Source organism: Streptomyces bathyalis, assembly GCF_015910445.1.
Lineage (GTDB): Bacteria > Actinomycetota > Actinomycetes > Streptomycetales > Streptomycetaceae > Streptomyces > Streptomyces bathyalis.
In genome coordinates, this window is the sequence record NZ_CP048882.1 from 2,469,098 (window position 1) to 2,495,657 (window position 26,560).

Annotated in this window: 23 protein-coding genes; 11 read left to right on the forward strand and 12 right to left on the reverse strand. The window is 68.8% G+C overall.

Annotated features, from left to right (window positions below; translation table 11 throughout):
• The first annotated feature begins 291 nt into the window (after positions 1–291).
• On the forward strand, positions 292–2,100 hold the full coding sequence (locus tag G4Z16_RS10530; RefSeq protein WP_197350572.1) for a serine hydrolase domain-containing protein: 1,809 nt from the start codon (positions 292–294) through the stop codon (positions 2,098–2,100).
• Positions 2,101–2,154: 54 nt separating this feature from the next.
• On the opposite strand, the gene G4Z16_RS10535 is transcribed toward G4Z16_RS10530, so the two are convergent.
• The 5 genes from G4Z16_RS10535 to G4Z16_RS10555 all read right to left on the reverse strand — a co-directional run bounded on the left by G4Z16_RS10535 (position 2,155) and on the right by G4Z16_RS10555 (position 8,725).
• The gene (locus tag G4Z16_RS10535; RefSeq protein WP_197350573.1) at positions 2,155–3,951 is read right to left on the reverse strand and encodes a SpoIIE family protein phosphatase; all 1,797 of its coding nucleotides are present in this window, start codon (positions 3,949–3,951) and stop codon (positions 2,155–2,157) included.
• A gap of 310 nt (positions 3,952–4,261) precedes the next feature.
• Entirely contained in the window at positions 4,262–6,712 is a 2,451-nt protein-coding gene (locus G4Z16_RS10540; RefSeq protein ID WP_246530781.1) for a SpoIIE family protein phosphatase, read from the reverse strand.
• Between the two features lie 90 nt (positions 6,713–6,802).
• Entirely contained in the window at positions 6,803–7,027 is a 225-nt protein-coding gene (locus tag G4Z16_RS10545; protein ID WP_078510727.1) for an SPOR domain-containing protein, read from the reverse strand.
• Positions 7,028–7,122: 95 nt separating this feature from the next.
• Complete coding sequence (locus G4Z16_RS10550; RefSeq protein WP_197350575.1) at positions 7,123–7,875, reverse strand: GntR family transcriptional regulator; 753 nt, start codon at positions 7,873–7,875, stop codon at positions 7,123–7,125.
• A gap of 406 nt (positions 7,876–8,281) precedes the next feature.
• Entirely contained in the window at positions 8,282–8,725 is a 444-nt protein-coding gene (locus tag G4Z16_RS10555) for an FAD-dependent monooxygenase (protein WP_197350576.1), read from the reverse strand.
• Positions 8,726–8,829: 104 nt separating this feature from the next.
• Between G4Z16_RS10555 and G4Z16_RS10560 the strand changes: the two genes are divergently transcribed.
• Entirely contained in the window at positions 8,830–9,294 is a 465-nt protein-coding gene (locus G4Z16_RS10560) for an IclR family transcriptional regulator (protein ID WP_197350577.1), read from the forward strand.
• A gap of 201 nt (positions 9,295–9,495) precedes the next feature.
• On the opposite strand, the gene G4Z16_RS10565 is transcribed toward G4Z16_RS10560, so the two are convergent.
• The gene (locus G4Z16_RS10565) at positions 9,496–9,852 is read right to left on the reverse strand and encodes a tyrosine-type recombinase/integrase (RefSeq protein ID WP_246530782.1); all 357 of its coding nucleotides are present in this window, start codon (positions 9,850–9,852) and stop codon (positions 9,496–9,498) included.
• Between the two features lie 7 nt (positions 9,853–9,859).
• Positions 9,860–10,528, reverse strand: a complete 669-nt coding sequence (locus tag G4Z16_RS10570) for a hypothetical protein (protein ID WP_197350579.1) — start codon at positions 10,526–10,528, stop codon at positions 9,860–9,862.
• A gap of 853 nt (positions 10,529–11,381) precedes the next feature.
• Between G4Z16_RS10570 and G4Z16_RS10575 the strand changes: the two genes are divergently transcribed.
• The 4 genes from G4Z16_RS10575 to G4Z16_RS10590 all read left to right on the forward strand — a co-directional run bounded on the left by G4Z16_RS10575 (position 11,382) and on the right by G4Z16_RS10590 (position 17,582).
• Complete coding sequence (locus G4Z16_RS10575; RefSeq protein ID WP_197350580.1) at positions 11,382–11,819, forward strand: effector-associated constant component EACC1; 438 nt, start codon at positions 11,382–11,384, stop codon at positions 11,817–11,819.
• A 6-nt stretch (positions 11,820–11,825) separates the two neighbouring features.
• Entirely contained in the window at positions 11,826–15,698 is a 3,873-nt protein-coding gene (locus tag G4Z16_RS10580) for a caspase, EACC1-associated type (RefSeq protein WP_197350581.1), read from the forward strand.
• A 55-nt stretch (positions 15,699–15,753) separates the two neighbouring features.
• Positions 15,754–17,199 carry a hypothetical protein gene (locus G4Z16_RS10585; RefSeq protein WP_246530783.1) on the forward strand — a complete coding sequence of 482 codons (1,446 nt, stop codon included), beginning with the start codon at positions 15,754–15,756 and terminating at the stop codon, positions 17,197–17,199.
• 122 nt (positions 17,200–17,321) lie between these two features.
• Positions 17,322–17,582: a hypothetical protein gene (locus tag G4Z16_RS10590; RefSeq protein WP_197350582.1), complete on the forward strand. Its 261-nt coding sequence runs from the start codon at positions 17,322–17,324 to the stop codon at positions 17,580–17,582.
• Between the two features lie 219 nt (positions 17,583–17,801).
• Here G4Z16_RS10590 and ychF read toward each other — a convergent pair whose 3' ends face one another.
• Entirely contained in the window at positions 17,802–18,890 is a 1,089-nt protein-coding gene (gene ychF / locus G4Z16_RS10595) for a redox-regulated ATPase YchF (RefSeq protein ID WP_197350583.1), read from the reverse strand.
• A gap of 151 nt (positions 18,891–19,041) precedes the next feature.
• Between ychF and G4Z16_RS10600 the strand changes: the two genes are divergently transcribed.
• Entirely contained in the window at positions 19,042–19,842 is an 801-nt protein-coding gene (locus G4Z16_RS10600) for a DUF6542 domain-containing protein (RefSeq protein WP_197350584.1), read from the forward strand.
• 76 nt (positions 19,843–19,918) lie between these two features.
• On the opposite strand, the gene G4Z16_RS10605 is transcribed toward G4Z16_RS10600, so the two are convergent.
• The gene (locus G4Z16_RS10605; RefSeq protein ID WP_197350585.1) at positions 19,919–20,950 is read right to left on the reverse strand and encodes a 4-hydroxy-3-methylbut-2-enyl diphosphate reductase; all 1,032 of its coding nucleotides are present in this window, start codon (positions 20,948–20,950) and stop codon (positions 19,919–19,921) included.
• A gap of 105 nt (positions 20,951–21,055) precedes the next feature.
• On the opposite strand from G4Z16_RS10605, the gene xseA reads away from it, so the two are divergent.
• From xseA to G4Z16_RS10620, 3 genes are all read left to right on the forward strand, one after another.
• Complete coding sequence (gene xseA / locus G4Z16_RS10610) at positions 21,056–22,270, forward strand: exodeoxyribonuclease VII large subunit (RefSeq protein ID WP_197350586.1); 1,215 nt, start codon at positions 21,056–21,058, stop codon at positions 22,268–22,270.
• Between the two features lie 10 nt (positions 22,271–22,280).
• Positions 22,281–22,619, forward strand: a complete 339-nt coding sequence (locus G4Z16_RS10615) for an exodeoxyribonuclease VII small subunit (RefSeq protein WP_197350587.1) — start codon at positions 22,281–22,283, stop codon at positions 22,617–22,619.
• Between the two features lie 163 nt (positions 22,620–22,782).
• Positions 22,783–23,376, forward strand: coding sequence for a malonic semialdehyde reductase (locus tag G4Z16_RS10620; protein ID WP_197350588.1), 594 nt, complete (start codon positions 22,783–22,785; stop codon positions 23,374–23,376).
• 72 nt (positions 23,377–23,448) lie between these two features.
• Here the strand turns inward: G4Z16_RS10620 and G4Z16_RS10625 are convergent, their stop codons facing one another.
• Complete coding sequence (locus tag G4Z16_RS10625; RefSeq protein WP_197354324.1) at positions 23,449–24,123, reverse strand: DUF4245 domain-containing protein; 675 nt, start codon at positions 24,121–24,123, stop codon at positions 23,449–23,451.
• 174 nt (positions 24,124–24,297) lie between these two features.
• On the opposite strand from G4Z16_RS10625, the gene glpX reads away from it, so the two are divergent.
• A complete protein-coding gene (glpX, locus tag G4Z16_RS10630) occupies positions 24,298–25,332 on the forward strand; it encodes a class II fructose-bisphosphatase (protein ID WP_197350589.1) in 1,035 nt (344 codons plus the stop codon).
• 75 nt (positions 25,333–25,407) lie between these two features.
• Here glpX and G4Z16_RS10635 read toward each other — a convergent pair whose 3' ends face one another.
• On the reverse strand, positions 25,408–25,857 hold the full coding sequence (locus G4Z16_RS10635) for a GNAT family N-acetyltransferase (protein ID WP_197350590.1): 450 nt from the start codon (positions 25,855–25,857) through the stop codon (positions 25,408–25,410).
• 210 nt (positions 25,858–26,067) lie between these two features.
• Complete coding sequence (locus tag G4Z16_RS10640; protein ID WP_028434086.1) at positions 26,068–26,439, reverse strand: WhiB family transcriptional regulator; 372 nt, start codon at positions 26,437–26,439, stop codon at positions 26,068–26,070.
• Positions 26,440–26,560: the final 121 nt, after the last annotated feature.

Here is a 26,560-nt window from a genome sequence, read left to right on the forward strand (position 1 = left end):
CACGGAAGGTGAGATGCATCACGGGGGCGTGCGACTGCGCGCCCCCGTTGCGCCCTCTGTGTCCGGTCCGTCCCTTCCGCCGGTTTCCCGGACTCCGTAAGGCCTTCGCGGGCCGGGCCGTGCGCCGGTGAGCGCCACTGGTCGGACCAACGGCATCGGCGCTCAACCGCACCCGGCGGCCCCGGGCTGGATAGGCTTCTCAGGTCCGGGCGCACCGTGACCGCCTCGCGGGCGGGTGGACCCGGACATGCCAGATCCCGCCACGTCCGTACGAGCGCAGGGGGATTCACGATGAGACGCCGGCAGTTCCTCGGCACCGTTGGCAGTGTCGCGCTCGCCACCGGAGTGGGCCCCGGCTCCGCCCCTGCCCTCGCGGCATCGGCGCCGGCGCCGTACGGGCCGGGCCTCGACGGGCCGCCCACCGTGACGCCGGACGATCTCCGCTTCCGCCCGCGCACCCTGCGCCGGGGCAGCCCGCATCGCGCGGGCCTGCTGCGTGCCGAGGTCGAACGGATCGTGCCCGCCGCGGAGGAGTACATGCGCCCCGGGCCGGACCGCCCCAACCCCTCACACCCCGGCTTCGTGCTGCTGGCCGCGAGGAACGGCGTGGTGGTCGAGCACGCGGCACGCGGCCACGCGCTGCGCTACGCGAGCTGGGACGCGGCCACCGGGACGGCGGTCGAGCTGCCTCGCGACCAGTGGGTCGACATGGCCACGGACACGATCTTCGACATGGCGTCGATCTCGAAACTGTTCACCTCGGTCGTGCTGGTCAGCCTGGCCGAGAAGGGCCGGCTCGACCTGGACAGCCCGGTCGCGCGCTATCTGCCGCCCTTCGACGCGAGCGACCCGGCCAAGTCCCCCATCGTCGTACGGCAGTTGGTGAACCACACCTCGGGCATGAAGGCCGACATGGACCTGAAGCCCTACCCGGACCACGAGGCGCGCATGGCCGCCGTCTACGCGGAGCCGCTGAAGGACAAGCCGGGCGAGCGCTACACCTACTCCGACCTCAACCTGATCACCGCCGGCGCCCTCATGCAGGAGATCACCGGCAAGGGCCTCGACACCCTCGTCGCCGAGCTGATCACCGAGCCGCTGGGCATGAGCGACACCGGGTACAACCCTCCCGACTCGAAGCTGGAGCGGGTCGCCGCCACCGAGTACATGCCGTGGACGGGGCGCGAGATCGTGCGCGGCACCGTGCACGACGAGAAGGCGTACTACCTGGGCGGCGTCGCGGGCCACGCGGGCATCTTCTCCACGGCCGCCGACATGGCCGTCTTCGGGCAGATGGTGCTGAACGGCGGCACCTACGGCGGCCACCGGGTGCTGGGCGAGGAGTGGGTCCGCGCCATGATCACCAACGAGAACCCCGACCTGGGTCCCGAAGCGGCTCGCGGTCTGGGCTGGCAGCTCGACCAGCGCTTCTACATGGACGCCCTCACCTCGCCGGTCACGACGGGGCACACCGGATACACCGGGCCCTGCCTGGTGGCCGACCCGATCGACGGCACGCTCCTGGTCTTCATGGCCAACCGCGTGCACCCCACCCGCAACTGGGGCACCGTCAGCGACTACCGGCGCGCCCCCGCGCGCCACTTGGCGCGTGCCGTCCCGGTGCGCCCGGCCGTCGCACGTGAGGCCTGGTACTCGGGGCAGCGCGACGCCGACACCGCGACGCTGCGGGTTCCGCTGGAGAAGGCCGTGGACAAGAAGGCCTCGCTGCGCTTCCGGCTCTGGTACGACACCCAGTCCACGGACGTGTGCACAGTGGAGGCCACCACCAGTGCAAAGCCCGACGACGACGCCTCCTGGCAGCCGGTGCCTCTGAAACTGAGTGCCGGACGGTGGAGTTGGGAGAGCAAGGGCGACTTCGCCGGCTTCTCCGCGCGACGCTGGCTGAACGCCCAGGGCGAACTGCCCGACGGGGTCACGTCGGTGCGCTGGCGCTACGTCACGGACAAGGAACAGCAGGGCAGGGGCGTCTACTTGGACGACATCCGGGTGCTCAGCGGTGCGCGGCCCGTCTTCATGAGCGTGCGGCCGCGCGACAACGCCCGTGTCCGGGCCGACGGCTGGAAGCTCTCCGACAACTGACCGGGCCGGGGCGGGTGTTCGGGCTCCGCCCGGATGCCTGCCGTCAGGCGTCCGTCAGAAGAGGCTGAGCAGCGCTTCCGTGGGGTCGGCGGGCTTGGAGTTCTCGCCGGGGCGGGCCAGTTCGAACCAGACGGTCTTGCCGCGGTGCGTGCGCCTGCTGCCCCAGCCGGCGCTGAGCAGGCCGACCAGCTGCAGTCCCCGGCCTCCCTCGTCCGTCACATGGGCCCGGCGGCGGCGCGGCTGCACCAGGCCCGAGTCCCACACCTCGCACACGAGCGTGCGTTCCAGCAGCAGCCGCAGACGTATCTCGCCCTCGCCGTGCCGCAGCGCGTTCGTCACCAGCTCGCTCACCAGCAGTTCGGCGGTGTCAGCGAGGGCACCCAGCTGCCATTCGGACAGCTGCTCGCGCGTCAGCTCACGGGCACGCGCGACGGACCGCGGCTCGGCGGAGAGCGCCCAGTCGCCGACGGCGGCCTCCGGCAGACCCTGGACCCGCGCGACGAGCAGCGCTATGTCGTCCTCTCCGTGGTGGACGTTGAGCGTCGTCAGCACCTGGTCGGCGACGTTCTCGAGGGATGCCGTGGCGTCGGTGAGAGCCGCACGCAGCGCGCCCAGCCCCTCGTCGATGGGATGTTCGCGCGACTCGACGAGGCCGTCGGTGTAGAGCGCGATCATCGCGCCGTCGGGCAGCTCCATCTCGATCTCTTCGAACGGCTCGCCGCCCACGCCCAGCGGTACCCCCTTGGGGACCTCCAACAGCAGGGCGGGTTCGTCCGGTTCGACGAGGACGGGCGGCAGATGACCGGCGTTGGCTATGGTGCAGCGCCGGGAGACGGGGTCGTAGACGGCGAAGATGCACGTGGCGAGGTAGACCTCCGCGAGGTCGCCGGTGCCGTTGCGCTGCGAGCCCGGGGTGTCGCCGAGTCCGCGGGCGATCTCGTCCAGCGCGCCCAGCACCTCGGCGGGCTCCATGTCCGTGGTGAGCGCCAACGTCCGTACGGCGGTGCGCAGTTCACCCATGGCGACGGCGGCGCGAAGGCCGCGGCCCATCACGTCTCCGACGACGACGGCGGTGCGGTGCCCTGGCAGTTCGATGACGTCGAACCAGTCGCCGCCGACCTCGGTCGCCGGATTGCCGGGCAGATAGCGGCAGGCTATGTCGAGGCCGGCGGCTTCGGGGTCACCGGGCGGCAGCAGGCTGCGCTGGAGTATCAGCGCCCGCTCGTGCTCCCTGCGGTACAGGCGCGCGTTGTCTATGCACACGGCGGCGCGGGAGGCCAGCTCGGCGGCGAGCGCCGCGTCCCGCTCGCCGAACGGCTCGCTGCCCTTGACGCGGGAGAACTGCACGAGCCCGAGCACCCTGTCGCGGGCGACCATCGGCACGGCGAGCGTCGACTGCACGACGGCGCCGAACTGGACCGGCACGGTGCCGTCCTGCCCCGGGATGTGCTGGACGCGCCCGCTGCGAAGTGCCTGGGCGCACGGGGTGCTGAAGGGATAGCAGTGGGTCGCGCCGACGGTGACGGGGCTCGCCCCGGTCGTACCCACCTGGCCCTCGCGGGTGAGCGAGGGCGGCGCCTCCGAGACAGAACTCGCGAATCCGACGCGGCGCAGCTCGCCGCTGCCGTCACCGGGGCCCACGGGGCGCGGCTCGTCACCGGCGAGAACATCCATGTACAGGTCGACGGACGCGAGATCGCAGAACTGCGGGACACCGACGTCCAGCAGCTCGCGAGCTGTCGTCTCCAGGTCGAGAGAATTGCCGATACGGGCGCCCGCCGCGTTGAGAAGAGCGAGAGCGCGGCGAACGTCGTCCGGCTTGCCTGCCGCCTCCACAGGGATATCGCTCAACGCCGCCCCTTCCCGTGACCAGTGTGGCACCGGCTCTGAGCAGTGTGGCAGGCACACGCCACCCGGAACACGCTCTTCCCGATCGCCGCACGAAATTCGTACTTCCCGTGCCTCGTGACAACAGACGTGCGGCCCTCACACTCCGTGCGCTCCCCCCTGGCCTCCTGCGGCAGGGACATCTGTCTCCTAACCAGGCTGCGCCGGTTCGAACCATCTTCAACGAGGGCGCATCGCAGGAGCAGGGGTGCGGGCCGTGCCGCAGCGTCTGCCGGGACAGGGCGGTACCCGCCGTCGGGACGCCCAATCCGCCTCAGGCGAGGGCGAGTTCGAACCAGACGGTCTTGCCCATCGGGCCGTGCCGCGTGCCCCAGCGGCGCGCCTCCCTGGCCACGAGGCGGATGCCGCGGCCGCCTTCGTCGTCGGGCAGGGCGCTGCGCTCCCGGGGCGGATCGGGCAGCGGGTCGGAGACCTCCACCAGGAGCGAACCCCCACGCACCATGCGCACCCCGATGGGGCCGTGCGCGTAGCGCATCGAGTTGGTGACCAGCTCGCTCACGAGCAGCACGGTGGTGTCCTCCAGGGCATCGAGCCCCCACTCGCGCAGGGTCCGCCGCACCACCTCGCGTGCTCTGCGCACCGCGTAGCTCTCGGCGGGAAAGGTCCACGACGCGGCGCTGCCCTGCGGGAGCCCGCCGAGCTTCGCCATCAGCAGGGCGACGTCGTCGTCGGGCTGTGACGCCGTTCTGCTGTCCAAGTCGTCGATGACGCTGTCGCAGGCGTCCTCGATGGTGGCGGGTGTGTACGGGTCCCGGTGGACGGGGCCGCCGGAGAGCAGTTCGCAGAGGCGCTCGATGCCCTGGGTGATGTCCTCGCCCCGCGCTTCGATGAGGCCGTCGGTGTAGAGGATGAGCACCGAGCCCTCGACGATCTCCAGTTCCCAGGGCTCGAAGGGCACGCCGCCGACCCCCAGCGGTGCGCCCGAGGGCAGCTCGATGGCCTGGGCCTCCCAGCTGCCCTCGGGGGTCTCCGTGAGAAGCAGCGGGGGCGGGTGGCCGGCCTTCGCGATGCTGCACCGGCGAGTGGACGGGTCGTAGACGGCGTAGACACATGTGGCGATGAGGGGGTCGTCCGAGCTCTGGACGAAGTCGTCCGCCAAATCGTTGATGCGCCGGAGCAGTTCGTCGGGCGACAGGTCGAGCCCGGCGAGCGTGCGAACCGCCGTGCGCAGCCGTCCCATCGTCACGGCCGCGTGCAGCCCGTGCCCCATCACGTCGCCCACGACGAAGGCGACCCGGCCGCCGGCGAGCGGGATCACGTCGAACCAGTCGCCGCCGACCTCGGTGCCGCTGCTGCCGGGCACGTAGCGGTAGGCCACGGTCACGCCGGGCGGCTCCGGGACCTTCTGGGGCAGCAGGCTCCGCTGGAGCATCAGCGCACCGGCACGTTCACGCGCGTAGAGGCGGGCGTTGTCCAGCGAGACGCCGGCGCGGTCGGCCAGTTCCATGGCCAAAGCTATGTCGTCCCTGCCGAACGGTTCGCGGCCCTCGGCGCGGCTGACGACGAGCAGGCCGAGCACCACGCCGCGGGCGCGGAGCGGCACGGCCATCAGCGAGTGGACGTTCAGGTCGAGCGCGGCCTGCATCTTCGGGTCGCCGGGGTAGGTGGCGGCGAGCAGCTCGCGGGGCGAGGACGCGACGTGGGGCACGCCGCTGGCCAGCGTCCGGCCGAAGAAGGAGTCGGCGAGGAAGGGGACGTCCTGGCCCACGCGGAGCATCCGGTTGACCGTGGGGCCCTCGTCGCGTGCGGCGACGCCGAGCTGGAACAGCGGCTTCCCGGTGAGCAGTTCGATGTCGGGCAGGTCGCCGCCGTGGGCCGCCGCGCTGATGAGCATCACGCTGGAGTAGTCGGCGAGGCGCGGTACGAGGCTGGAGGCGAGGGCCTGGGAGATGGCGGTGACGTCGAACCGGTCCACGAGTCCCACGCCGACGTCGTCGAGGAGGGCCAGCCGCTCGCGCGCGGCCTCGATCTTCTCCAGCGCCTCGTGGCGCTCGGTGACGTCCATGAACACGCCGCTCACGCCGAGCACTTCGCCGTCGTCGGTGGTGAGCCTGCTGTAGGAGACGGAGCGGGAGCCGGGGCCTTCCGGGGCCCGCAGCACGATGTCGACGACGGGCTCTCCGGTCTCCAGCACGCTCGACTGGACGGCGGAGACCTCGTCGGCCATCCAGGACGGCAGGATGTCGTGGACCGTCCTGCCGATGTGCTCCTCGGCGCTGACCTGGTTGAGCCTGGCGAGCGCCTCGTTGACCCGTACGTACCGCCTGTCGGTGTCGAAGAGGGCGATGCCGAGCGGTGACGAGGCGAAGAGCGCGTCGAGCGCCGCCAGGTCGTGCTCGACGGCGCGGATCCTGCTGGTCTCGACGATGTTGGCGAGGATGACGGGACGGTTCTGCCGGTCGTGGAGGAGCGTGACGCGCCCCTCGACCGCCACGCGGTGGCCGGCACTGTGCAGGATGCGCATGGTGCCGCGCCAGCGGCCCTCCTCGCGCAGGGCCTGGTCCCGCAGGCGCTCGCCCTCGCCGTACCCGTCCTCGAGAAAGTCCTGGATGCGCCTGCCCACGACCTGCTCGGACCGCCAGCCGAGGATTTCCTCCGTTATGGGATTCCAGAGGAGGATCTTTCCGTTGCCGTCGAGCATGACGATGCCGACCCGGAGGGTGTCGAGGATCGAGGCCACTCCCTCGGAGGGTCCTGTGCTCACACCGCCCACGTCCCTGATCGGGTAGCTTGCCGGCCCGGTCCTTCCGGGCAGGAGGGACTGAGGTGTCCCTGCTACCGATTTTGGGACGAGTCAGGCGTACTCGCCGCTCGCGCATCCCACGGGCTCGACCAGATAGCTGCCGTCGCCCTCTGCGCCGCCCTTCGCGCGGCCTCCGCCACCGCCGAGCCGGTCCGCTACCTGCTGTGCTTCCGTACGGGTGGCGTAGCTGCCCACGCGATAGCGGTTGCCGTGGCCGTCCTGCCTTATGACATGCCAGGGCAGCACAGTGTCGCCGTCACCGTTCACGCTTCGCATATGCCGGAGCCTACGCCCGGCCTTCACTCAGCGCATTCAACTTGGTACAACGAGGCATCAATTTCGGCCACACGTTCGCATGCGGCAACCGCTGGTCACCTCACGGGCATGTGGTACGAAACGCGGAAACGATCGGCCGGGACGACCACGTCCGCCGTCTCCACGGGGCGCCCGCCGGCGAAGAACGTACGGGTCACGACCAGCACCGAATGCCCCGGCACGCCACCCAGGTCGACCATCTCCTCGGCCAGGCCCGGGCGGGCGCCGACCTCCTCCGCGACGTTGTCCACCACGACGTCGATGGCGGCCATCCGCTCCACGACGCCCTTGCCCCCCAGCGGCCCGTCCTCGGGCAGCACCACGGGCGTGCGGCCCGTCAGCGACAGGGGCTCCCACGAGGTGGAGAGCATCACGGGCTCGCCGTCGACCCTGAACAGGTACCTGGTCCGCATCACGCGCTCACCGGGCTCGATGCGCAGCCGCTCGGCCGTGAGCGGGCTCGCGTCCTCCTGCTCGCTGCGCGACTCCCAGGTGCCCTTCACGTCCTCGTCGGCCTGCTCCTGCCGGAAAGGCGAGGAATCACCGAGTGCGCGGAAGCCGCTGCGGGCGACGCGGCGCGGGACGGGGTGCTCCCGCACGTACGTGCCGGAGCCGGAACGGCCCTCGACCAGGCCCTCGGCCATCAGGACCTTGCGGGCCTCCAGGGCGACGGTGTCCGAGACGCCGTACTCCGCGCGGATGCGGGCCTGCGAGGGCAAGCGGGTGTGCGGAGGCAGATCGCCGCCGACGATCTTCTGCCGGAGATCACCGGCGACGCGGAGGTAGGCGGGCTGTTCACCGAATGGCACGAGTGCCCTCCCCGTTCTCGAAAGGCCAGGCCTGCGAAGTCGCGACAGGTAGTTAAGTTGACAATGGGCAACAGCTTGGCAACTCGCCGTCGCGGCTCGCAACCAACGACCAGGGTTTCACCCGATGTGATGAGCAGCTGCTCAGAGCCTCCACACGCAGGCTGAATCGTTCACATTCCGCGGCGCGTGCGGCGCCCCGCGAAGCCCATACGACGTGCCCTCGCCGGGCGGAGTCAGGTGCGGTCGTAGAGCCGGTCGATGTGCCTGTAGTCGGCCGGGTCGCGGTCGCGGAAGAGCGTGTTGCGCAGCGACCGCGCGAACCCGTCGACGTGCCAGGTCTCGCCCCACACCCGGGCGGCCGTCTGGACCTCGGCCGTACGGGCGACGCGGCGGGACTCGTATGTGCTCAGGGCGCGGGGCCAGCCGGGGTCGCCGCCGGAGGAGAGCCCGGCGGCCTCGGCGGCCAGGCAGTGGGCGTCCTCCAGGGCCTGGCAGGCGCCCTGGCGAGGTACTGGAGCATCGGGTGCGCCGCGCCCCCGGTCAGGGCGAGCCGGCCGTCCACCCAGCGGGGTATGGGCTCACGGTCGTACATCGGCCAACGACGGTCGCGCCAGAGCGACTTCAGACCCCGCTGCACCTCCTCGCAGGCACCGGCGAAGGCAGCGTCGAGCTCGCCGGGGCCGCCCCGGTCGGGCTCCCCGCGGTGGAACGCCGGTGACCGGAACACCGCGACCGTGTCGAAGATCTCCCCGGAACGGAGCGCGTACTGCACCAGATGACAGCCGGGGCCGATATGGATGACGACGTCGCGCAGCGCGTCCTGCCCCAGCTGGTCGGCGGCCTCGGCCACCGGGGACGCACCGCGGTATGCGACGTAGCCCGAGGGGACCGGCTCGTCGTCGCTGAGCCTCCCCCCGCGGCACAAAGCCGCAAGCCGTCGGCGGCGAGGGCCACTTGGGCGCGGTGCTGCCGCCCTTCGGCGAGCAGTTCCAGCAGCACTACGGGGCGCCGTATGTGGTCATCCACCGCAGCGACCTGCTGCGGATCCTGGTCTCGGAGTGCACTCGTTCCGGCGTGGAGCTGATGCCGAATCAGGCCTTCGATCACGCTGAGACCGACGGGGACTCCGTGGTGGTGCACGCCGGGGAGCTGGACCATCTGTACGGCCCGCCGGACGACGAGGTCGACCTCGCGCAGCTGCGCCGCGAGCTGGGACTCGTGCGCAAGCGCGGGTTCGCGGTCAACGACGGGCTCACCGAGACCGGCCTCACCGCCGTCGGCGTGGCAGTGCCCGATCCCACGGCCCGCCAGGGAGTTCTTCCGGCGATCGCCTTGTCGGTCGGATCCGCTCGGTCAATACAACTAGCGGGCCTTGGCGGCGTGAGCCCTTCGGGCAGGCCCTCCATCTGGTCCTGCTGACGTCGACGATGCTGGGTCCGGGCTGCTCCAGTGCCTCCTCGATGGCGCATGCTTGCCAGGTCGGCGACGTGTCGATATCGCGCCCGCTAGACGTTAAAGCGGAATCGGTAGTACAGAGCTCCCACCTGCGGAAACGGGGTTCTGAAGGAAGTCACCCCAGCACGATCCCAGCACGGGAGCTCAATCCCAGCACCATGCAGCTCAGACGCCCCTCGTGCACGCCAGTGCAGCGTGCGTGTCAGCGCTCCGGCTCGCCTCATCCCAGGGCTGAGGGGCTGCGTCGACGGGTATGGGCCGCATGGCGTGCTTCAGGGCCTCCCGGCAGCGGTCCCAGGCACTGGGCAGCAGGTGCCCATAGACGTCGATCGTGGTCTTGATCGAGCGGTGGCCGAGCCACCGCGAGACCTCGTGGATCGGAACGCCATTGGCCAGAGCCGTCGAAGCGAAGAAGTGCCGCAGGCTGCCAGGCGTGTACTTGGCCTTGCCGTCCACGTCGACCAAGCCGGCCGACACACACGCCTTCTTGAAGTGGCAGCCATAGGTGGAGGTGGTCGGCATCGTGCCCTTACCACCTTGGCGCGGCGCGAACCTCAAGGCGCCTCCACTTGCCCTCTCGCCCAGCGAAGACCACGGGCACCGGCCTCCGCTTCGACAGGTGACTGTCGATCTCCTGCTCCATAAAAGGAGCAACCGGAACGTCGCGGTACTCGCCCTCCAGACGGTTCTTGAGGGGCACGAAGGCCGTGCGGCAGTCTGCGCGGTGGGCCTTTGCGCTGACCTGCCAACGGACCCTGACGAAGCCGGGCCGCCGACACTCGGCGGAAAAGGCCAGAGCCTCGCTAGGCCGCTGGCCGGTGCCGGACTGAAGGTAGACGGTGAGCCGGTACTGCGGCGCGATGTGCCCTGCGATCAGATCGACCTCGGCCGGAGTCGGGATCTCGTCCTCGTCCACTGACAGCGCATCCCTCCGAGATATCCGGATGCTCCGTGCAGGATTGTCCGCGATACGTTTATCGACGACGGCCGCCTCCAGCAAGGCGGCCACCATCACCATGCGGTCATTGACTGTGGAGGCAGCCAACCCCGCGCCGCGCCCATGGATGTCCTTGGCGAACTTCTCAAAATCCCGTCGCGCGAGTCCGACGAGGGGCTTGCTGCCCAGGCAGGGCAGGAGGGTTGCGAAGAAACCCCTCGTAGTTTCGGCGGGTCGACTCACCGATGACTCGCTGCTCAAGCCACTGCTGAACCCAGACCGACAAGGGCGAGACTTCCCGCGCAAGATCGACGCCGGCGGGAGCCTTCTTGTCGTTCTCCATGCCAGCGGCGAAAGCGTCAGCACCGTCCAGGCCAATTCTCCGCGCAAACGACTTCTCACGCTGCAGCCCTCGCCTGCCACCCGGCTCCCGATACCTCACCGTCCGCGTGTGGCGGCATCTTGGGCGCAGGCAGGAATAGTTACGATCCCGAGCATCTCGCTTGCACCTCTGAAAGACGCTCGTCACTACTCCGCCCTTTTCAGCGAACGTGACGCGTTCATCCGCAGGCCGAGCAACCAGCGCGCTCCTCTGGGCCGTACCTTCCAGGTGGCCGCTATCGTTCGGTTGTCCAGGACGCCTCCTGCTAGACGTCTAGTACCTCCCAACCCACGTCATCGAACGGTGCACGTGCCCCCTCCGGTGCTGGACCGCCCACCCAGACGGGGCCGCGCTGATCAGCGACCCTCAATCACCTCCCCGCCGGAGTACCACCCTGAGCCCCTGGGCAGCCACAGCACTTAGTAAAGCTTCCGCCTTGTCCGGACCATCGCCCTCCAAGTCGAGGGCACCTGCAGCAAGGACGTGTCTGCAGCGACTCCGAGGAACCAACGCCTGCTCTGCCCATCCCTCAAGTCGAACACCCTGTCCAGACCTGCGCTGCCCTACGTGACGAACCGACCGAGCAGCTCCTGGTACAGCCTTCAGGACTGCGTTGATGGTACCCATTTCGCGCCAACTACCAGAAGAATCCGGAAAGTTCGCGATTCCACATGCATAGGCTCCGGTACGTTCGCGAAGCATTCATGTCGCAGGCTGACAGAGCGGGGGCTCATGAACAACAACAGCGACGGCCAAGGTCAACGGCAGCTGCTGATCTCTGTGCTCGACGATGATCCGTTGCGGGCACGCAGCGACGCCCGCGAACTGCTCGGCGAAATATCGGGTGCTGATCCGACTGCCTCGCTGCGCTTGCCTTCAGCTGGCCCCTCCACGGACACCGATAAGGGTGGCGACGTTGTGGGCGCCATCGGTCTGGCCCTCAGTGCTGGCTCGTTCGCGGTAGCTTGCGTTCAGACTTGGCTAGCCAAGGCGCCGCAGCGCACCATCATTGTGGCTCGGCCCGATGGCGCCACGATGCGGATCACAGGCCGCGAGGCCCACGAGGATGAGGAGCGCGTCAAGCGGTTCCTGTCCGGCGGCTCGCTGCCGGCGAACGGGAGCGCGCCCGATACCGTCCCGGGGCGCGACGACCACCCCACGGCAGGCTGATCGAGGGTGCGCAACAACGACCGGTACGCCCTGTTGACCGGCGTCTCGACATACGACAGCGACGACTACCACGACCTTCCGGCCGTGCGTTCCGATCTGCACTACATGCAGGCCGTCCTGGAGAGCACGGAGATCGGCCAGTACAACGACTGCGATGTGGTCGCTGAGCCAACGCGTGCCGAAATGCTGCATTCCATCGAGTCGTTCCTGGAGGAGCGGCAGCCAAGCGAGAGCGCGCTGCTGTACTTCAGCGGGCACGGTGAGTTCTGCGAAACGGACAACCAGCTTTACTTCCTCACCCGCGACAGCGACCCCGCTGACCTGGCTCGTACTGCGGTGTCGGCGGACTTCCTCGAACGTACGCTGCAGTCCTGCCGCGCCGCATCCAAGATCGTGCTGCTCGACTGTTGCGCCAGCGGCTCGGTTGTCCAGGGCTGGCGCGCCAAGGGTGCAGGCAATGCGGAATCAGCTGAGGCGGAGCGCAGCACTCTACTCCGCCCCACTGGCGTCTACTTCATCACCGCTTCCGACGCACTCCAGACCGCCTCCGCTATGGCTCCGGAGGGATCGACGCTCGGCACCTCGCGGTTCACTGGCGAGATCGTCGAGGGGTTGCGGAATGGGCGGATCAAAGACAGTGGATGGATCTCGCCTGAGGACCTGTTTGAGTATTTGACGGCGCAGATGGTGCGCAAGGGTGTGCCCAAGGAGCAGCGCCCCACAAAGTCCACCATCCGCGCCACTCACACATTGCACTTCGCCCGCTCGGTGGCCCATCCCGTCAGCCTTCCCGCCCTACCCGGTGGGCCAACAGCGCCTTCAGCTGCCCTGCTCAAGGCTCGCGAGCAGGTCGCGACTGACGCTGAGAACGCCCACGATTGGGAGCGGCTGCTTCGCTATTACGCCCAGTGCTTGAGCGCGCAGTCCGCGGCGAGCATGCTGCCCGACCGGCGGGCCGGGCGAAATTCACAGTATTTCCTCGTGGCGGAAGGATCCGAGGTCATTCAGTCGGGTCTGGGCTCTGAGCTGCCAGCTCCGGCGGGCCTGCCCGGTGCCCACATCTCGGGCAACGGCACGACGCAGCAAAGCTCAGAGTCCGCCGGCCGACACGAGTACTGGTACGGCTATCCGGCCGTCACCTTCCCTTCCCGTGGTGGCGGTGGTCAACGCACAGACGTAGGCATCGCACCCTTGCTTGTTCAGCAGATGGAGTTGACTCCGGATGAGAACGGGCGCGCCGCACTCCGTCCGAGTGGGGTGCCTTCCCTTCACACCAAGGTGGTGACCGAACTACTCTCTGAGGGCGAGGCTGCCCAGTTGCTAGCTCGGTGGCAGCCGACATGGCAGTACGGTAATGACGCGCAGATGCTCAAAGCCATACGAGAGCTGCTCACAGAACTCGGCTTGCCGGAGCTCGAACCTCTCGATACCACCGCGCTGCACGCGGATTCCGTGAACGAGGCGCTGCGCCAAGGAGCACACAACACTGCGGTGATCCTGGCCCCCTCTGGCGTGGAGCGATTCGCCACTGACGGACTGGTAGAAAATCTGCTGGCCATCTCTACCCGCACTGGCGAGATCCCCGGCACAGCTCTGGATGCCCTCCTGGACAGCCCTGCGTCCGACTCTGCAACCGATCCGGTTCTCGTGGTCGCGGCCGGACCAGCCAACGAGAGCCAGGAGCAGGTGGTCACCTCAGCAATGACACACCCCCTGACCGTGGCCACCGGCCCGCCCGGTACAGGAAAGAGCGAGGTCGTCACTGCGGTGGTCGCCACGTGCGTGGCAGCCAACGAATCGGTTCTGGTGGCGTCTACCAACAACCAGGCTGTGGACGTCGTCGCACAGCGGTGTGACGACCTTGCTCCTGGTCTGCTGATGCGTACTGGCAACGTGGATGCCTTGAGCAAGGAAGCGGAAAAGCTGGCGTGCCTGCTGTCGGACCCACCTCCCCAGCCCAACCGCAGCTCTGCCACGGTAGCGGGAGAACTCCGCAACCTCCGTGCTAGCACCACCCGACTGCGCGACCAGGCCGGCCGACAGGTCGATGGTGAGATGCAGTTGACCTGGGTGCTTGAGCAGCGTGCCGAGTGCGCCGAGAGGGTCGGCATTCCGCTATCGCTCCTGTCACAGATGTGGACGACGGACGCTCATCTGGCGCTCGCCCGCTGGGAGGCACGGGCCCGCAAGGCAGTGTCGGCGAAGGGCTGGTGGGGTCGCTGGCGCCGTAAGCGTGCAATGAAGGCGTTCGCCTCGGCTGTCACCCCAGAGACGGCGACACAGCTGCCAACCTGGGTCAGCGTACAGCCCGTCGTTCCCGAAACCCTCAGCAGCCTGGCGGACTTGGCGGATCTGGAGCGGCAAGTGCGTGTGCTCACACCCCCCCAGCTCGCCTACGACGAGCAGGCTGTACGTCAGGCTCGCGCAGACTGTCTCGCGACACGCGCCCAACTATCGGCGGAGTTGTGCGCGGCAGCGTCGGCGGAGACGTTGAGCCGCGGCCGATCGCTGCTGGACCAACGGCTTCAGACACTGCGGAAGCACTCGGGAACCCAGCGGAGCCAGATGAACCTGCTGCCCCACCTGAAAGGGTGGGCCATCACCACGCACGCAGTGCGTCAACTACGTCCGACCGCAGCACTCTTCGACCTGGTCGTCATCGACGAGGCAAGCCAGTGCTCGATCGCTGCCGTGCTACCACTCCTGTTCCGCGCTCGGCGGGCATTGATCATCGGTGATCCGATGCAGCTGAGCCACATCCCCGGCATCTCACCTGAGCAAGAGCGCCAAGCGCGAGTTGGAGCCGGTCTGAGCGCGGCCTGGCTGGAAGACCAACGACTCGCCTACCACATCTACTCCTCTTACCATGCCGCCGCGCAGAACGGCGACTCAGCGTTACTCCTAGACGAGCACTACCGCTGCCATCCACAAATTGCCGACATCGTCAACGGCCACTGCTACTCCGGCGCGCTGGAGATCCTAACCGATGTACGCCGACAGATACCCGCCGTCGACCTCACTAGCACCGGCACGGCAGCTCCCGTACTGGCATGGGCGAACGTTCCTTTCAGTGAATCGGCTCGCGGGCCCGGTGGAAAGTCATGGCACAACCCATCCGAAGCCACCGCCGTAGCCGAAGTCGTGAAGGAACTGCTGCATCGGCTTCCGGAGGACGCAACGGTAGGTGTAGTTACCCCCTTCCGCGCACAGAAAGATGCTCTGGAGCGCATGGTCGGCAGCGACCGGGTGCGCGTGGGCACTGTGCATGCCTTCCAGGGTGGCCAGCGCGATGTGATGGTTCTAAGCCCGGTAGCGACCACCAACACGCCCCCGCGGACCGCTCATTGGGTAGCAAGCCAGGTAAATCTCTGGAACGTCGCGATCACCCGCGCCAAGTCCCAATTGATCACCGTGGGCGGCCACAGCTACTGGCAGAAGCGGACTGGCCTCCCCCATCTACTGTCATCACGCTCGATCCTTTGGGACCGGGAAGGAATCGTCGGCGCATCCCCAACTCCCGCATTGAAGCCTGGTGCACAGCCGGATCCACGGCACAGAGATCTAGCGGACGCCGTCCAGCAGTTCCTCACCTCGCAAGGCGTAGTCGACGTGGAACGCGACGCCTTGGTCGGCGGGCAGCGGATCGACCTGCTTTTCTCTGCCCCGACGGGCAACACCGCTGTAGTGATCGACGCTGGAGCTCCGCCCGGCCGTGCTCCGGCACGGCACCTGCGCCTGATGCACGAGCGTGCCGACCTGCTGATCGGGCTGCCCTCTGGCGGTCTGGGCTCGAAGCTCGGCGGCGTGGAGCGAGTGATCCGCATCCCTGCCTGGCGCATTCTCGCGGGTCCTCACGTACTGGCACCACTGTTCGATTGAGTGACCGGCCAACCCGGCATTACTGACCGGACATCCGACCTGAGGAGGGGCAAGCGTGACAACCATTCCGAAGATCGAGGAAGTCCTGCAGAGGCTCAAGCAGAACGTGTCCGTAGCAGTGCACTCAACACGAGGACTCGTTGGCAAGGTCGGAGAAGCTGCCGCCGACAAGGAGCGTGAGCGCCAGGAGACGTTCCAGAAGCGACAGGAAGAGGGGAAGACAAAGCCAGGCGACACCTACGTACCACTGCGTCGCAAGCCGGGACTGCGCCCGCTCCCCAGCCAGGAACTCGGCCTGTCAGTGCAGCTGACGTTCTGGGACATACTCCACCGTCTCGGCCGTGGTCTCGCACTGTCTCAGCGCGGCGCATCACGCGGACTGGCAGAACACTGGGGCAGTCTCAAGTACTGCCAAGCGTTAAGCGCGACAACGGGAACCCGACTCGAACTGTCCGAGGAGGGAAAGCGCATTGCCATGTACTACAAGGCCCTGCAGTCGGAGGAGTTGGGTCATGCTTTTGCACTGGCCATCAGTGAGGCAATCCTCACCAGGCGCTATCCGAATCACAGCATCTCCATCGTCCGGGCCGACACCGCGCTACGCGCGGGCTGGACACTAACCGGCCGGGACAAGGAGAAAACACAAACCGTCGGCTACCAGTACCGTCCACAGTTCTTCGCCGAAGTTTGGAAGCCAGGCGAATCCTCCCGGGTCTTCCCGATCGCCTGCAAGGGCAACCACAGCGACCAGCAGAAGGCATGCGAGCAACTCGCGTCCGCAGCAGTCCACGTGGACGGGGTACACATCGGAGCCTGGAACCAGACGCCGGCCCTGCTGTTTAGTACAGAGATCTCCTTGAGCGACCCGCTTACCGTCCACGTTCTGCACGCTGACGGCCCCGGAGGTTGGCTGCACATCCCGGACTGCACACCCGCTGCCGACATCGGCCTGCCCGCCGGCAACAGGAACCCGGCCATCGGCATTCTCAAGCCGGCCGAGGGCAAGGAACCCGACACGGCCGAGCCCGGATGCCAAGTCAACCCCGACGACTACTCGTGGTTTCAGCGCATCCTGGCCCGGGTCGGAGCCGCCGGACTCACCGCCTTCGCCGGTGACGGCGAATCCACTGCCGCGCTTCTCACCAAACGCCAGGGCAGTGACTTCTTCCAAAGCTTCGCGCACGCCGCGTCCGGAAGCGTCCAAGACGCGCATTACACCTTGCTAGGCGAGAAGTTTGAGGGCACGGATCACGTCTTCCGGCTAAACGGCGAACGAGTCCAGGCGTTCTCCGGTGTCGCGAAGGACATACTCGACGCCGTCGTCACCAGGAAGGAGGAAGAGCGGTACGCCGACGTAGCCGCATACCGGCAACAGGTTCACGCGTGGAGAACTAAGTCGCACGGGACATTCTGGGATCGCAAGTGGGACGGCGTGGTCTCGATCAGCCGAGACGGCACTGTGTTGGCCATGCGTCAGATCCCGCCGTTCCGGGACGAGTGATCTGCAAGGGGCCTGTCACCGTAGACCAAGCTATGATTAGCAGGCGATGAACACCCCTAGTCTGCACGGTATTTGCCCGTACCGTTGTCGACATCGCAGGCCCTCATGACCCGTCCGCGGACATGCGTCGAAACGCGATCGAGACCGAGCTGAAACGGCTCAAGGAGAGCGCGAAGTACAGCGGGCAGATGCAGTTCGAGTTGACCAAGCAGTGGCGCAGCGTCAATCTCTTGCTTGGCTTGCAGGCAACTGTGCTGGCCGCCATCTCTGGTGCCGCCGCACTCATCTCCTTCGACTATCTGGACCTGCTGTTCGGTTCACCAGTTCCCCCGACGCTAACCCTTGAGAATTCTTGTTGGCTCGGGTCACCGGTGCCGAGATAACAATCCAAGCAGGGAGTACTCGGATGCAAACCACCGACATCCCCGCCTCCCGCTGGACAGAAGTCAGCACGGGACAGGAGAGCACAGGTGCCTACAGATGGCCATAACACGACCATCCAGAACAGCGTCCAGCACCAAGCCCGCGAACACGGCCCGCCTCGGAAAGACGGACCCCTTTGACCGAAGCTTTGCAGCGATTCATTTAGTTTAAACATTCAACTAAATATTGAACCTGAACTCCACCACGTCGCCGTCGCGCATCACGTAGTCCTTGCCCTCCATGCGGGCCTTGCCCTTCGCGCGGGCCTCGGCGACGGAGCCCGCCTCGACCAGCTCGTCGAAGGAGACGATCTCCGCCTTGATGAAGCCGCGCTGGAAGTCCGTGTGGATGACGCCCGCGGCCTCGGGAGCCGTGGCCCCCTTCTTGATCGTCCAGGCGCGGGACTCCTTCGGCCCCGCCGTCAGATAGGTCTGCAGCCCGAGCGTGCGGAACCCGACGTGGGCGAGCGTCGCCAGGCCGGGCTCCTCCTGCCCGACCGTCTGGAGCAGCTCGAGGGCCTCGTCCTCGTCGAGCTCGGCCAGGTCGGCCTCCAGCTTGGCGTTGAGGAAGACGGCCTCGGCGGGCGCGACGAGCGCGCGCTGGGCCTCCTTGAACTCCTCGTCGGTGAGCTCGTCCTCGTCGACGTTGAAGACGTAGATGAAGGGCTTCGTCGTCAGCAGGTGCAGGTCGTACAGCGGCGCCGCGGCCTCGCTGCCCTGCGCGAGACCGGCGGAGTAGAGCGTGCGGCCCTGTTCGAGGATGTCCTTGGCCTCCTGCACGGCCTTGACCTCGGACTGCTTGTCCTTCTTGACCCGGGCTTCCTTCTCCAGCCGCGGCAGCACCTTCTCGATGGTCTGCAGATCGGCGAGGATCAGCTCGGTGTTGATCGTCTCGATGTCGTCCTTCGGCGAGATCTTGCCGTCGACGTGGACGACGTTGTCGTCCTGGAAGGCGCGGATGACCTGGCAGATGGCGTCGGACTCGCGGATGTTCGCCAGGAACTTGTTACCCAGGCCCTCGCCCTCGCTCGCCCCGCGCACGATGCCCGCGATGTCGACGAAGTCCACCGTGGCCGGCAGGACCTTCTCGGACGCGAACAGCTCGGCCAGAGTGCCCAGACGCGGGTCCGGCACGCCGACCACGCCGACGTTCGGCTCGATCGTGGCGAACGGATAGTTGGCCGCCAGCACCTCGTTCTTGGTCAGGGCGTTGAACAAGGTCGACTTGCCGACGTTCGGCAGGCCGACGATTCCGATCGTGAGCGACACGTGGCGACTTCCCGTAGCGAGATCTGAGGCGTGCAGAGCATTTGGAGCGCGCGGACCGAGTCCGGCCGGTCAACCAGTCTACGGGCTCGAACTGACGGCCAATGCGTGTCCGTCCCCGGTGAACAGCGGTGACGCGGCCTACGTTGGAGCCGTGGAACAGCAGCACAGCGCTCATACGGGTGGGAAAGACCCCGGTCAGGGGCCGGGGCGGGGTCAGGAACAGGAGCAGGGTCAGGAACAGGAGCAGTCGAAGGATCAGGGGCAAAGGCAGCGCCGCCCACGCGGTGCGAAACCGAGAGCCGCCGCGGCGGCCGCGGCGCAGGCTGCCGGTTCGTCCGCGCCGCCCCTCACTCCCGCGCATGCGCCCGCAGCCGTCCCGGACGCCGCCGCCCGTGAACCGCGCAGGCGGACAGGTCCGGGCGCCGTACGCCAGGAGGCGGCCGCGCTCTACCAGGCACAGCTGCGCTTCCCGCTCATCCCCGCACCGCTGACCGACGCGTTCTCCTGGATGCCGCGCGCCCGCCTGACCGCACTCGGGGACGGGCTCCTGGGCATCGTGCTGATGCTGCTGGCCGGAGCTGCCGACAGGTGGCTGCTGGGCAGCTCCCCCACCGTGTACGGGGGCGCCTTCCTCGTCGTCAGCCTGACCTGCGCGGTATGGGTACGCCCCACCGACCTCATCACCGCGCCCGTGGCGGTGCCGCTCGCCTTCACCGCCGGCCTGTTCTTCGTCAGCGGCGGCACGGGCAGCCAGTCCCTCACGGAGCGCCTGACGAACCTCTTCCCGGCGCTGGCCGTCAACGCGGTCTGGCTCTACTCGGGCACGCTGCTCGCGGTGCTCGTCGTCACCATGCGGAAGATCGCGCTGATGGTCCAGAAGTCCCGCGTACGGGCCCTCATGGAGGCCGAGGACGCCGAGGACGAGGCCGCAGCGGACGCCCGCGGCCTCTGACGCGGCCCGGCACGATCACCGCACGGCGGCGGTCGGCCCCCGGCTCGCCGCCCCGCCCTCGAGGCGGCCGGCCGGGTCAGCCCGTCTTGCGGGCGGCCTCCGCACGCAGATCGCGGCGCAGCTCCTTCGGCAGGGAGAACTGCATGCGCTCCTCGACCGGCTGGACGATCTCCACGTCCTCCCAGCCGCGCTCCGCGAGCCACTCCAGCACGCCGTCGACCAGCACGTCCGGAACGGACGCTCCGGAGGACAGGCCGATGGTCGTCACGCCCTCCAGCCATGCCTCGTCGATCTCCTCGGCACCGTCGACCAGCCGGCCGTCCTTCGCGCCGTGCGCGATGGCGGTCTCCACCAGACGCACCGAGTTGGAGGAGTTCTTGGAGCCGACGACGAGGACGAAGTCGGAGTCCTGCGCGACCTGCTTGATGGCCGTCTGGCGGTTCTGCGTCGCGTAGCAGATGTCGTCGCTGGGCGGGGAGAGCAGGTTCGGGTAGCGGCCCTTGAGGGCGTCGACCGTCTCCATCGTCTCGTCGACGGAGAGCGTGGTCTGCGAGAGCCACACGACCTTCTCCGGGTCGCGCACCTCGACGTTCTCCACGTCTTCCGGTCCGTCGACCAGCGTCACGTGGTCGGGTGCCTCGCCGCTCGTGCCGATGACCTCCTCGTGGCCCTCGTGCCCGATGAGGAGGATGTCGTAGTCCTCCTTGGCGTAGCGCACGGCCTCCTTGTGCACCTTCGTCACGAGGGGGCACGTGGCGTCGATCGTCGCCAGCTTGCCGCGCTCGGCCTCCTCGTGGACCACGGGGGCCACGCCGTGCGCGGAGAAGATGACGATCTCGCCCTCGGGGACCTCGGCGGTCTCCTCGACGAAGATCGCGCCCTTCTTCTCCAGCGTTTTCACCACGTACTTGTTGTGCACGATCTCGTGACGTACGTAGACGGGGGCGCCGTACTGCTCCAGGGCCTGCTCGACCGCGATGACCGCGCGGTCCACGCCGGCGCAGTAGCCGCGGGGGGCGGCGAGCAGCACGCGGCGGCGGTCGCCGGATCCGGAGTCGGAGGTCTCGGAGGCGTCGGCAGCGGACGGCCGGGAGGGCGTTGCAGACATGCGTCCATCGTAAGGGCGTTGCGGGCGGGCACCGCGTGAAGGGCGTGGCGGGGCGGGCGTTCCTGGCCGGGCGGCCGCGTCGGTGGTGGCCGTTAGGGTCCTCCCATGGCTCTCATCACCTCCCCCGAGGCGCCGGTTCCGGTCGGTGAGATCTCCCGGCTCATCGGCGGCTGGATCGACCGGCTCGGCGCGGTGTGGGTCGAGGGGCAGATCATCCAGCTCTCGCCCAGGCCCGGCGCGGGCGTGGCGTTCCTCACCCTGCGGGACCCTTCGCGTGACGTCTCCATCAGCGTCACCTGTTTCCGCGATGTCTTCGACCGGGTGAAGGACGTCGTCTCCGAGGGCGCGAGGGTCGTCGTCCATGCCAAGCCGGTCTGGTACGGGCGGGCGGGCACTCTGTCGCTGAGGGCCTCCGAGATCCGTCCGGTGGGGATCGGCGAGCTGCTGGCACGCCTGGAGCAGCTGAAGAAGTCCCTGGCCGCAGAAGGGCTGTTCGCGGCCGAGCGGAAACAGGCGTTGCCGTTCCTGCCGCAGCGGGTGGGCCTCGTCACCGGCCGGGCCTCCGACGCCGAGCGGGACGTGCTGCACACGGCGCGGGAGCGGTGGCCGGCCGTCCGCTTCGAGGTGCGCAACACCGCGGTCCAGGGCGTGCGGGCCGTGCCGCAGCTGATCGAGGCCGTGCGGGAACTGGACGCGCTCCCCGGCGTCGACGTGATCATCGTGACCCGCGGCGGCGGCAGCATGGAGGACCTGCTGCCCTTCTCCGACGAGCAGCTGGTGCGCACGGTCGCCGCATGCACCACGCCCGTGGTCTCGGCCATCGGGCACGAGGCGGACGCCCCGCTGCTCGACCTCGTCGCCGATCTGCGCTCCCGCACCCCGACGCACGCGGCGAAGGACGTCGTCCCCGATGTGGGCGAGGAGCACGAGCGCGTACGGGAGTTGAGGGCCAGGGCGTACCGGGTCATCAACGCCTTCCTGGACCGGGAGGGCAGGGGGCTCTCCGACGTCATGAGCCGCCCCGCGATGGCTGATCCGTACGCGATGGTCGACGAGCGCGCCGAGGAGGTCGGCTTCATGCTGGCCCGCGCCAGGCGCACGCTGGGGCACCGCCTGGAGCGGGCGGAGGACGAGCTCGCGCACACGCGCGCACGTGTCGTCGCGCTCTCCCCGGCGGCGACGCTTCAGCGGGGCTACGCGGTGCTCCAACGCGAGGACGGCAGCGTGGTCAGGGCCCCCGGGCAGACCTCGGAGGGGGAGAAACTGCGGGCCCGGGTCGCGGAAGGTGAGTTCGGCGTCACTGTCGGACCGGACGCATAGGGTTGGCCGTATGACCTCGGACACTGGGACGGAATCGGGCGTGGAGACGGACAAGGAGCAGGTGCGTTCCGCGCTCAGCTATGAGCAGGCCCGGGGCGAACTGGTGCGGGTCGTCCAGCAGTTGGAAGCAGGCGGCGCGACGCTTGAGGAGTCGCTGGCGCTGTGGGAGCGCGGCGAGGAGCTGGCCCGCATCTGCCGCGAATGGCTTGAGGGCGCCCGGGCCCGTCTGGACGCGGTGCTCGAGGCGGAGGCCGAGGCGGGCGAGGACGCGGATCCGGATGCCGGGGCGGACGGCCCGCTCGACGCGGACGGCGACGAGGAGGAGGACGTAGCCGGAGACGGCCGCTGAGCAGGGCGGGGAAGCCGTTGGCGGCGCGGCGGAAGATCGAGCGCCGCCTGATTGTTCGGTGAAGGAAGCGGAGGTCCGTCCATGGCGGGCCCTCGCTGTGACGTCCTCTCGAATTCCTTCGAGTCCCCTCGAACAACAGCAAGCAAAGGCAAGGCATCCCCAAATGACTCTCGCCCTCGAGCCGAGCGCCCAGGATCTCCTCTTCCTCGATGCGCACACCGCGCACACCTTCTCCGACGAGCCGGTGAGCGAGGAGCAGATCCGAGCGGTCTACGAGCTGGTGAAGTACGCACCCACGGCGTTCAACCAGTGCCCGCTCCGGATCACCCTGGTCCGCTCCCCCGAAGCCCGCAGCCGCCTGGTGAAGCACATGTCGGAGGGCAACAGGCCCAAGACGTCAACGGCTCCGCTCACCGCCGTGCTCTCCGTCGACCTCGAATTCCACGAGCGGCTGCCCGAACTCCTGCCGCACGCCCCCACGCTGAAGGACACCTTCTTCGCGGAGGCGGACAAGCGCGAGGCCGCCGGAACGTTCAACGCGACGCTCCAGGCGGGCTACTTCATCCTCGGCGTGCGCGCCGCGGGGCTGGCCGCGGGCCCGATGAGCGGCTTCGACCGGCACGGCGTCGACAAGGAGTTCTTCGGTGACGGCAAGCAGAAGTCGCTGCTGGTGATCAACATCGGCCGGCCGGGCGAGGAGGCGTACAAGCCGCGCCTGCCGCGTCTCCCCTACGACGACGCCGTCACCACGGTCTGACGGATCCGGCGCCGCGGGGAACGGGACGCCGGAGGCGGTCCGACCACCCGGCGGGCGGCGCGGCGGGGGCTGTCAGCCCTTGGCTGCGCCGCCGGCCTCGCCCGCGCTGAGCGCCGCTGCCATCTTCTGAAGCTGCGCGAAGGAGGCGGTCCCGGTGACTACGGTGGTGTACGGACGGCCCTTGCCGGCCTTCTCACCGCCGGCCTCGGCGTCGCCTCCGCCCTTGCCCGGCTTGGAGTCGTCGCCGGAGCCGCTGGAGCCGCCGTCCGCGGACACCCGCACGAGCGCGTCGTACTTCGCGCCCTCGTAGCGGATCCACTCCTCGCCGCGCACCCGCACCGTCTTCGCCGTCTTCCGCGCGCGGTGCGTGACGTCCTCTATGTACTTCGACGGACGCTTCTCGTCGCTCTGCTCGACAGCGGCGTACTGGGTGTCGGGCGTCATGAAGCCCAGATGCCAGGCACGGCCATCGGGGCCGTCCGCCTCGTACCGCACCGATGTGGCGCGCCACTTCTCCGGGAGCCCCTCGGGCGCCAGCACGGGGTAGGGAGCGGCCCGGCGTGCGGAATCCAGCTCGACCTTGTAGTCGACGGGCTTGACCGGGTCCAGGCTCTCGTCGTGCGGGACGAAGAGGTAGATGAAGAAGGCCGCGAGCAGGACCACGCCCAGTGAGGGCACCATTCCCCGCACCGTCCGGTTCCTCTGCCGCCGCTCCGGCTGCTCTGCTTGTGCTGCCACGCCCCCCATCGTCGCCCATGCCGGAAACAGCACGGCCCGCGGGTCCCCGACCTGGTACGCGGCGCCCCGCACCGTCCGCTCATCCGTGGGGCCCTCTGCTCACTCTGACGGATGCTGGGTACCCTCGAAGCACCCTCAGTAGCCCGGCCGAGTCGTCCCAGCCGAGCAGAAAGGTGTGCCCCGATGACCGATCATCAGCACCTCCCCTCCCCGCTCGACGTCAGCCCCGAGGCCCCGGACCGCAACCTGGCCCTCGAACTCGTACGGGTCACCGAGGCCGGTGCCATGGCCACCGGCCGCTGGGTGGGCCGCGGCGACAAGAACGGCGCGGACGGGGCGGCCGTGAAGGCGATGCGCCACCTCGTATCGACGGTCTCGATGAACGGGGTCGTCGTCATCGGCGAGGGCGAGAAGGACGAGGCGCCGATGCTCTACAACGGGGAGCGGGTCGGTGACGGCACGGGCGCGGAATGTGACGTCGCCGTGGACCCCGTCGACGGCACCACTCTCACCGCCAAGGGCATGTCCAACGCGGTGTCGGTACTGGCGGTGGCCGAACGGGGCACGATGTTCGACCCGAGCGCCGTGTTCTACATGGACAAGCTGGTGACCGGCCCGGACGCGGCGGAGTTCGTGGACATCACGGCACCTCCCGCCGTCAACGTCCGCCGCGTCGCCAAGGCGAAGGGCTGCACCCCGGACGACGTCACGGTGGTCGTCCTCGACCGCCCCCGGCACGAGGGCATGGTCAAGGAACTGCGGGAGGCGGGAGCCCGCATCAGGTTCATCACGGACGGCGACGTCGCCGGCGCGATCATGGCTGTGCGCGAGGGAACCGGCGTCGACCTGCTGCTGGGCGTCGGCGGCACGCCGGAGGGCATCATCGCCGCCTGCGCGATCAAGTGCCTGGGCGGAACCATCCAGGGCATGCTGTGGCCCAAGGATGACGAGGAGAAGAAGCGCGCCCTCGACGCGGGGCACGACCTCGGCCGCGTACTGCACACCGAGGACCTCGTCAGCGGGGAGAACGTCTTCTTCGTCGCCACCGGCATCACCGACGGCGAGCTGCTGCGGGGCGTGCACTACAGGGGCGAGCGTGCGTTCACGGAGTCACTGGTGATGCGCTCGAAGTCCGGCACGATCCGGATGATCGACTCGACGCACAAGCTCTCCAAGCTGCGGGCGTACAGCGCCGTCGACTTCGACCGCGCGCGCTAGCAACACCGGGGCCGGTCCCGCCGCCCCGGGGTCACAGTCCCTGGGCGGGGCCGTCACCACTCGCGGGCCGGGGCGTCAGAGCTGCCGCTCGAAGCAGCGGGAGGCCGCGACCCCGGCGTACGCGCCGAAGTTGGGGATCCGCACATATCCGGAGCGCGTGTAGAAGCGGACGGCGTCGGGCTGGCGGTCCCCGGTCTCCAGCCGGAGGCTGCTCCAGCCCCGCGCACGGGCGATGTCCTCCAGCTCCGCGAGGAGCCGCGACGCGCACTCCGATCCCCGCCAGGGCGGCGTCACATACATCCGCTTGATCTCGCCGGCGCCGTCTCCGAGGTCGCGGAGCCCGCCGCAACCCACGGCGGTTCCGCCGTGCTCGTACGCCACGACGAACACCACGACGTCCGCTTCGGAGGGAGCGACACCGGGCTCGCTGTCCGGAGTGCCGTATCTCTCGGCGATCTCGACCCGCTGCCTGGCGCGCAGGGCGACGGCATCCTCGTCCGCCCAGGCGACCTGCTCGATCCTCATGCGGCGGGATTGTGCCGGGAGTCTGTTTCCGCTGCGTGAACCGGGCGTCCCGTGGCGTGGCCGGACCTCGGGGACGGGACCCCACTGGGAAGGGGCGCGCTTCCGGCCCCCGGACCGGACACGGCCACGGGACGTCCTGAACATGGGACCTGTGCGAGTGGGCCGAGGCGGCCGGTGCGGTGGTTCACCGGGCGCGGGCCTCGGCATCGCTCAGGCGATGCGGGAGACCTGCCCTGCCTCGCCGGCCGCGGCCGCCGCCTCACGCCTGCGGCGCCTGGCCAGAACGACCCTTCGTTCGGCGGCGGTCAGCCCTCCCCACACGCCGTACGGCTCGGGGAGGACCAGGGCGTGCTCACGGCATTCGATCATCACGGGGCAGCGGGCGCAGACCCGCTTCGCGGCTTGCTCGCGCGAGAGCCTCGCCGCCGTGGGCTCCTTCGACGGAGCAAAGAAGAGTCCCGCCTCGTCCCGGCGGCAGACCGCCTCCGAGTGCCAGGGGCCCTCCTCGTCCTCGCGCGCGGACGGTCGCTGCGCGGGAACCGAGGCGGCTGCCTGAAGGGACTGATGCGGCGGTTGCAGCACGGTGTACTCCTGAAGGGGACGACGGGGGGCACCTTCACCCGACTTGCTGCGCACGGCAGTTCGCGCTGCCGCCGTACGTGAAACGATGCCCGAGCTCTACCCGCTGTGTGCACCGGTATGC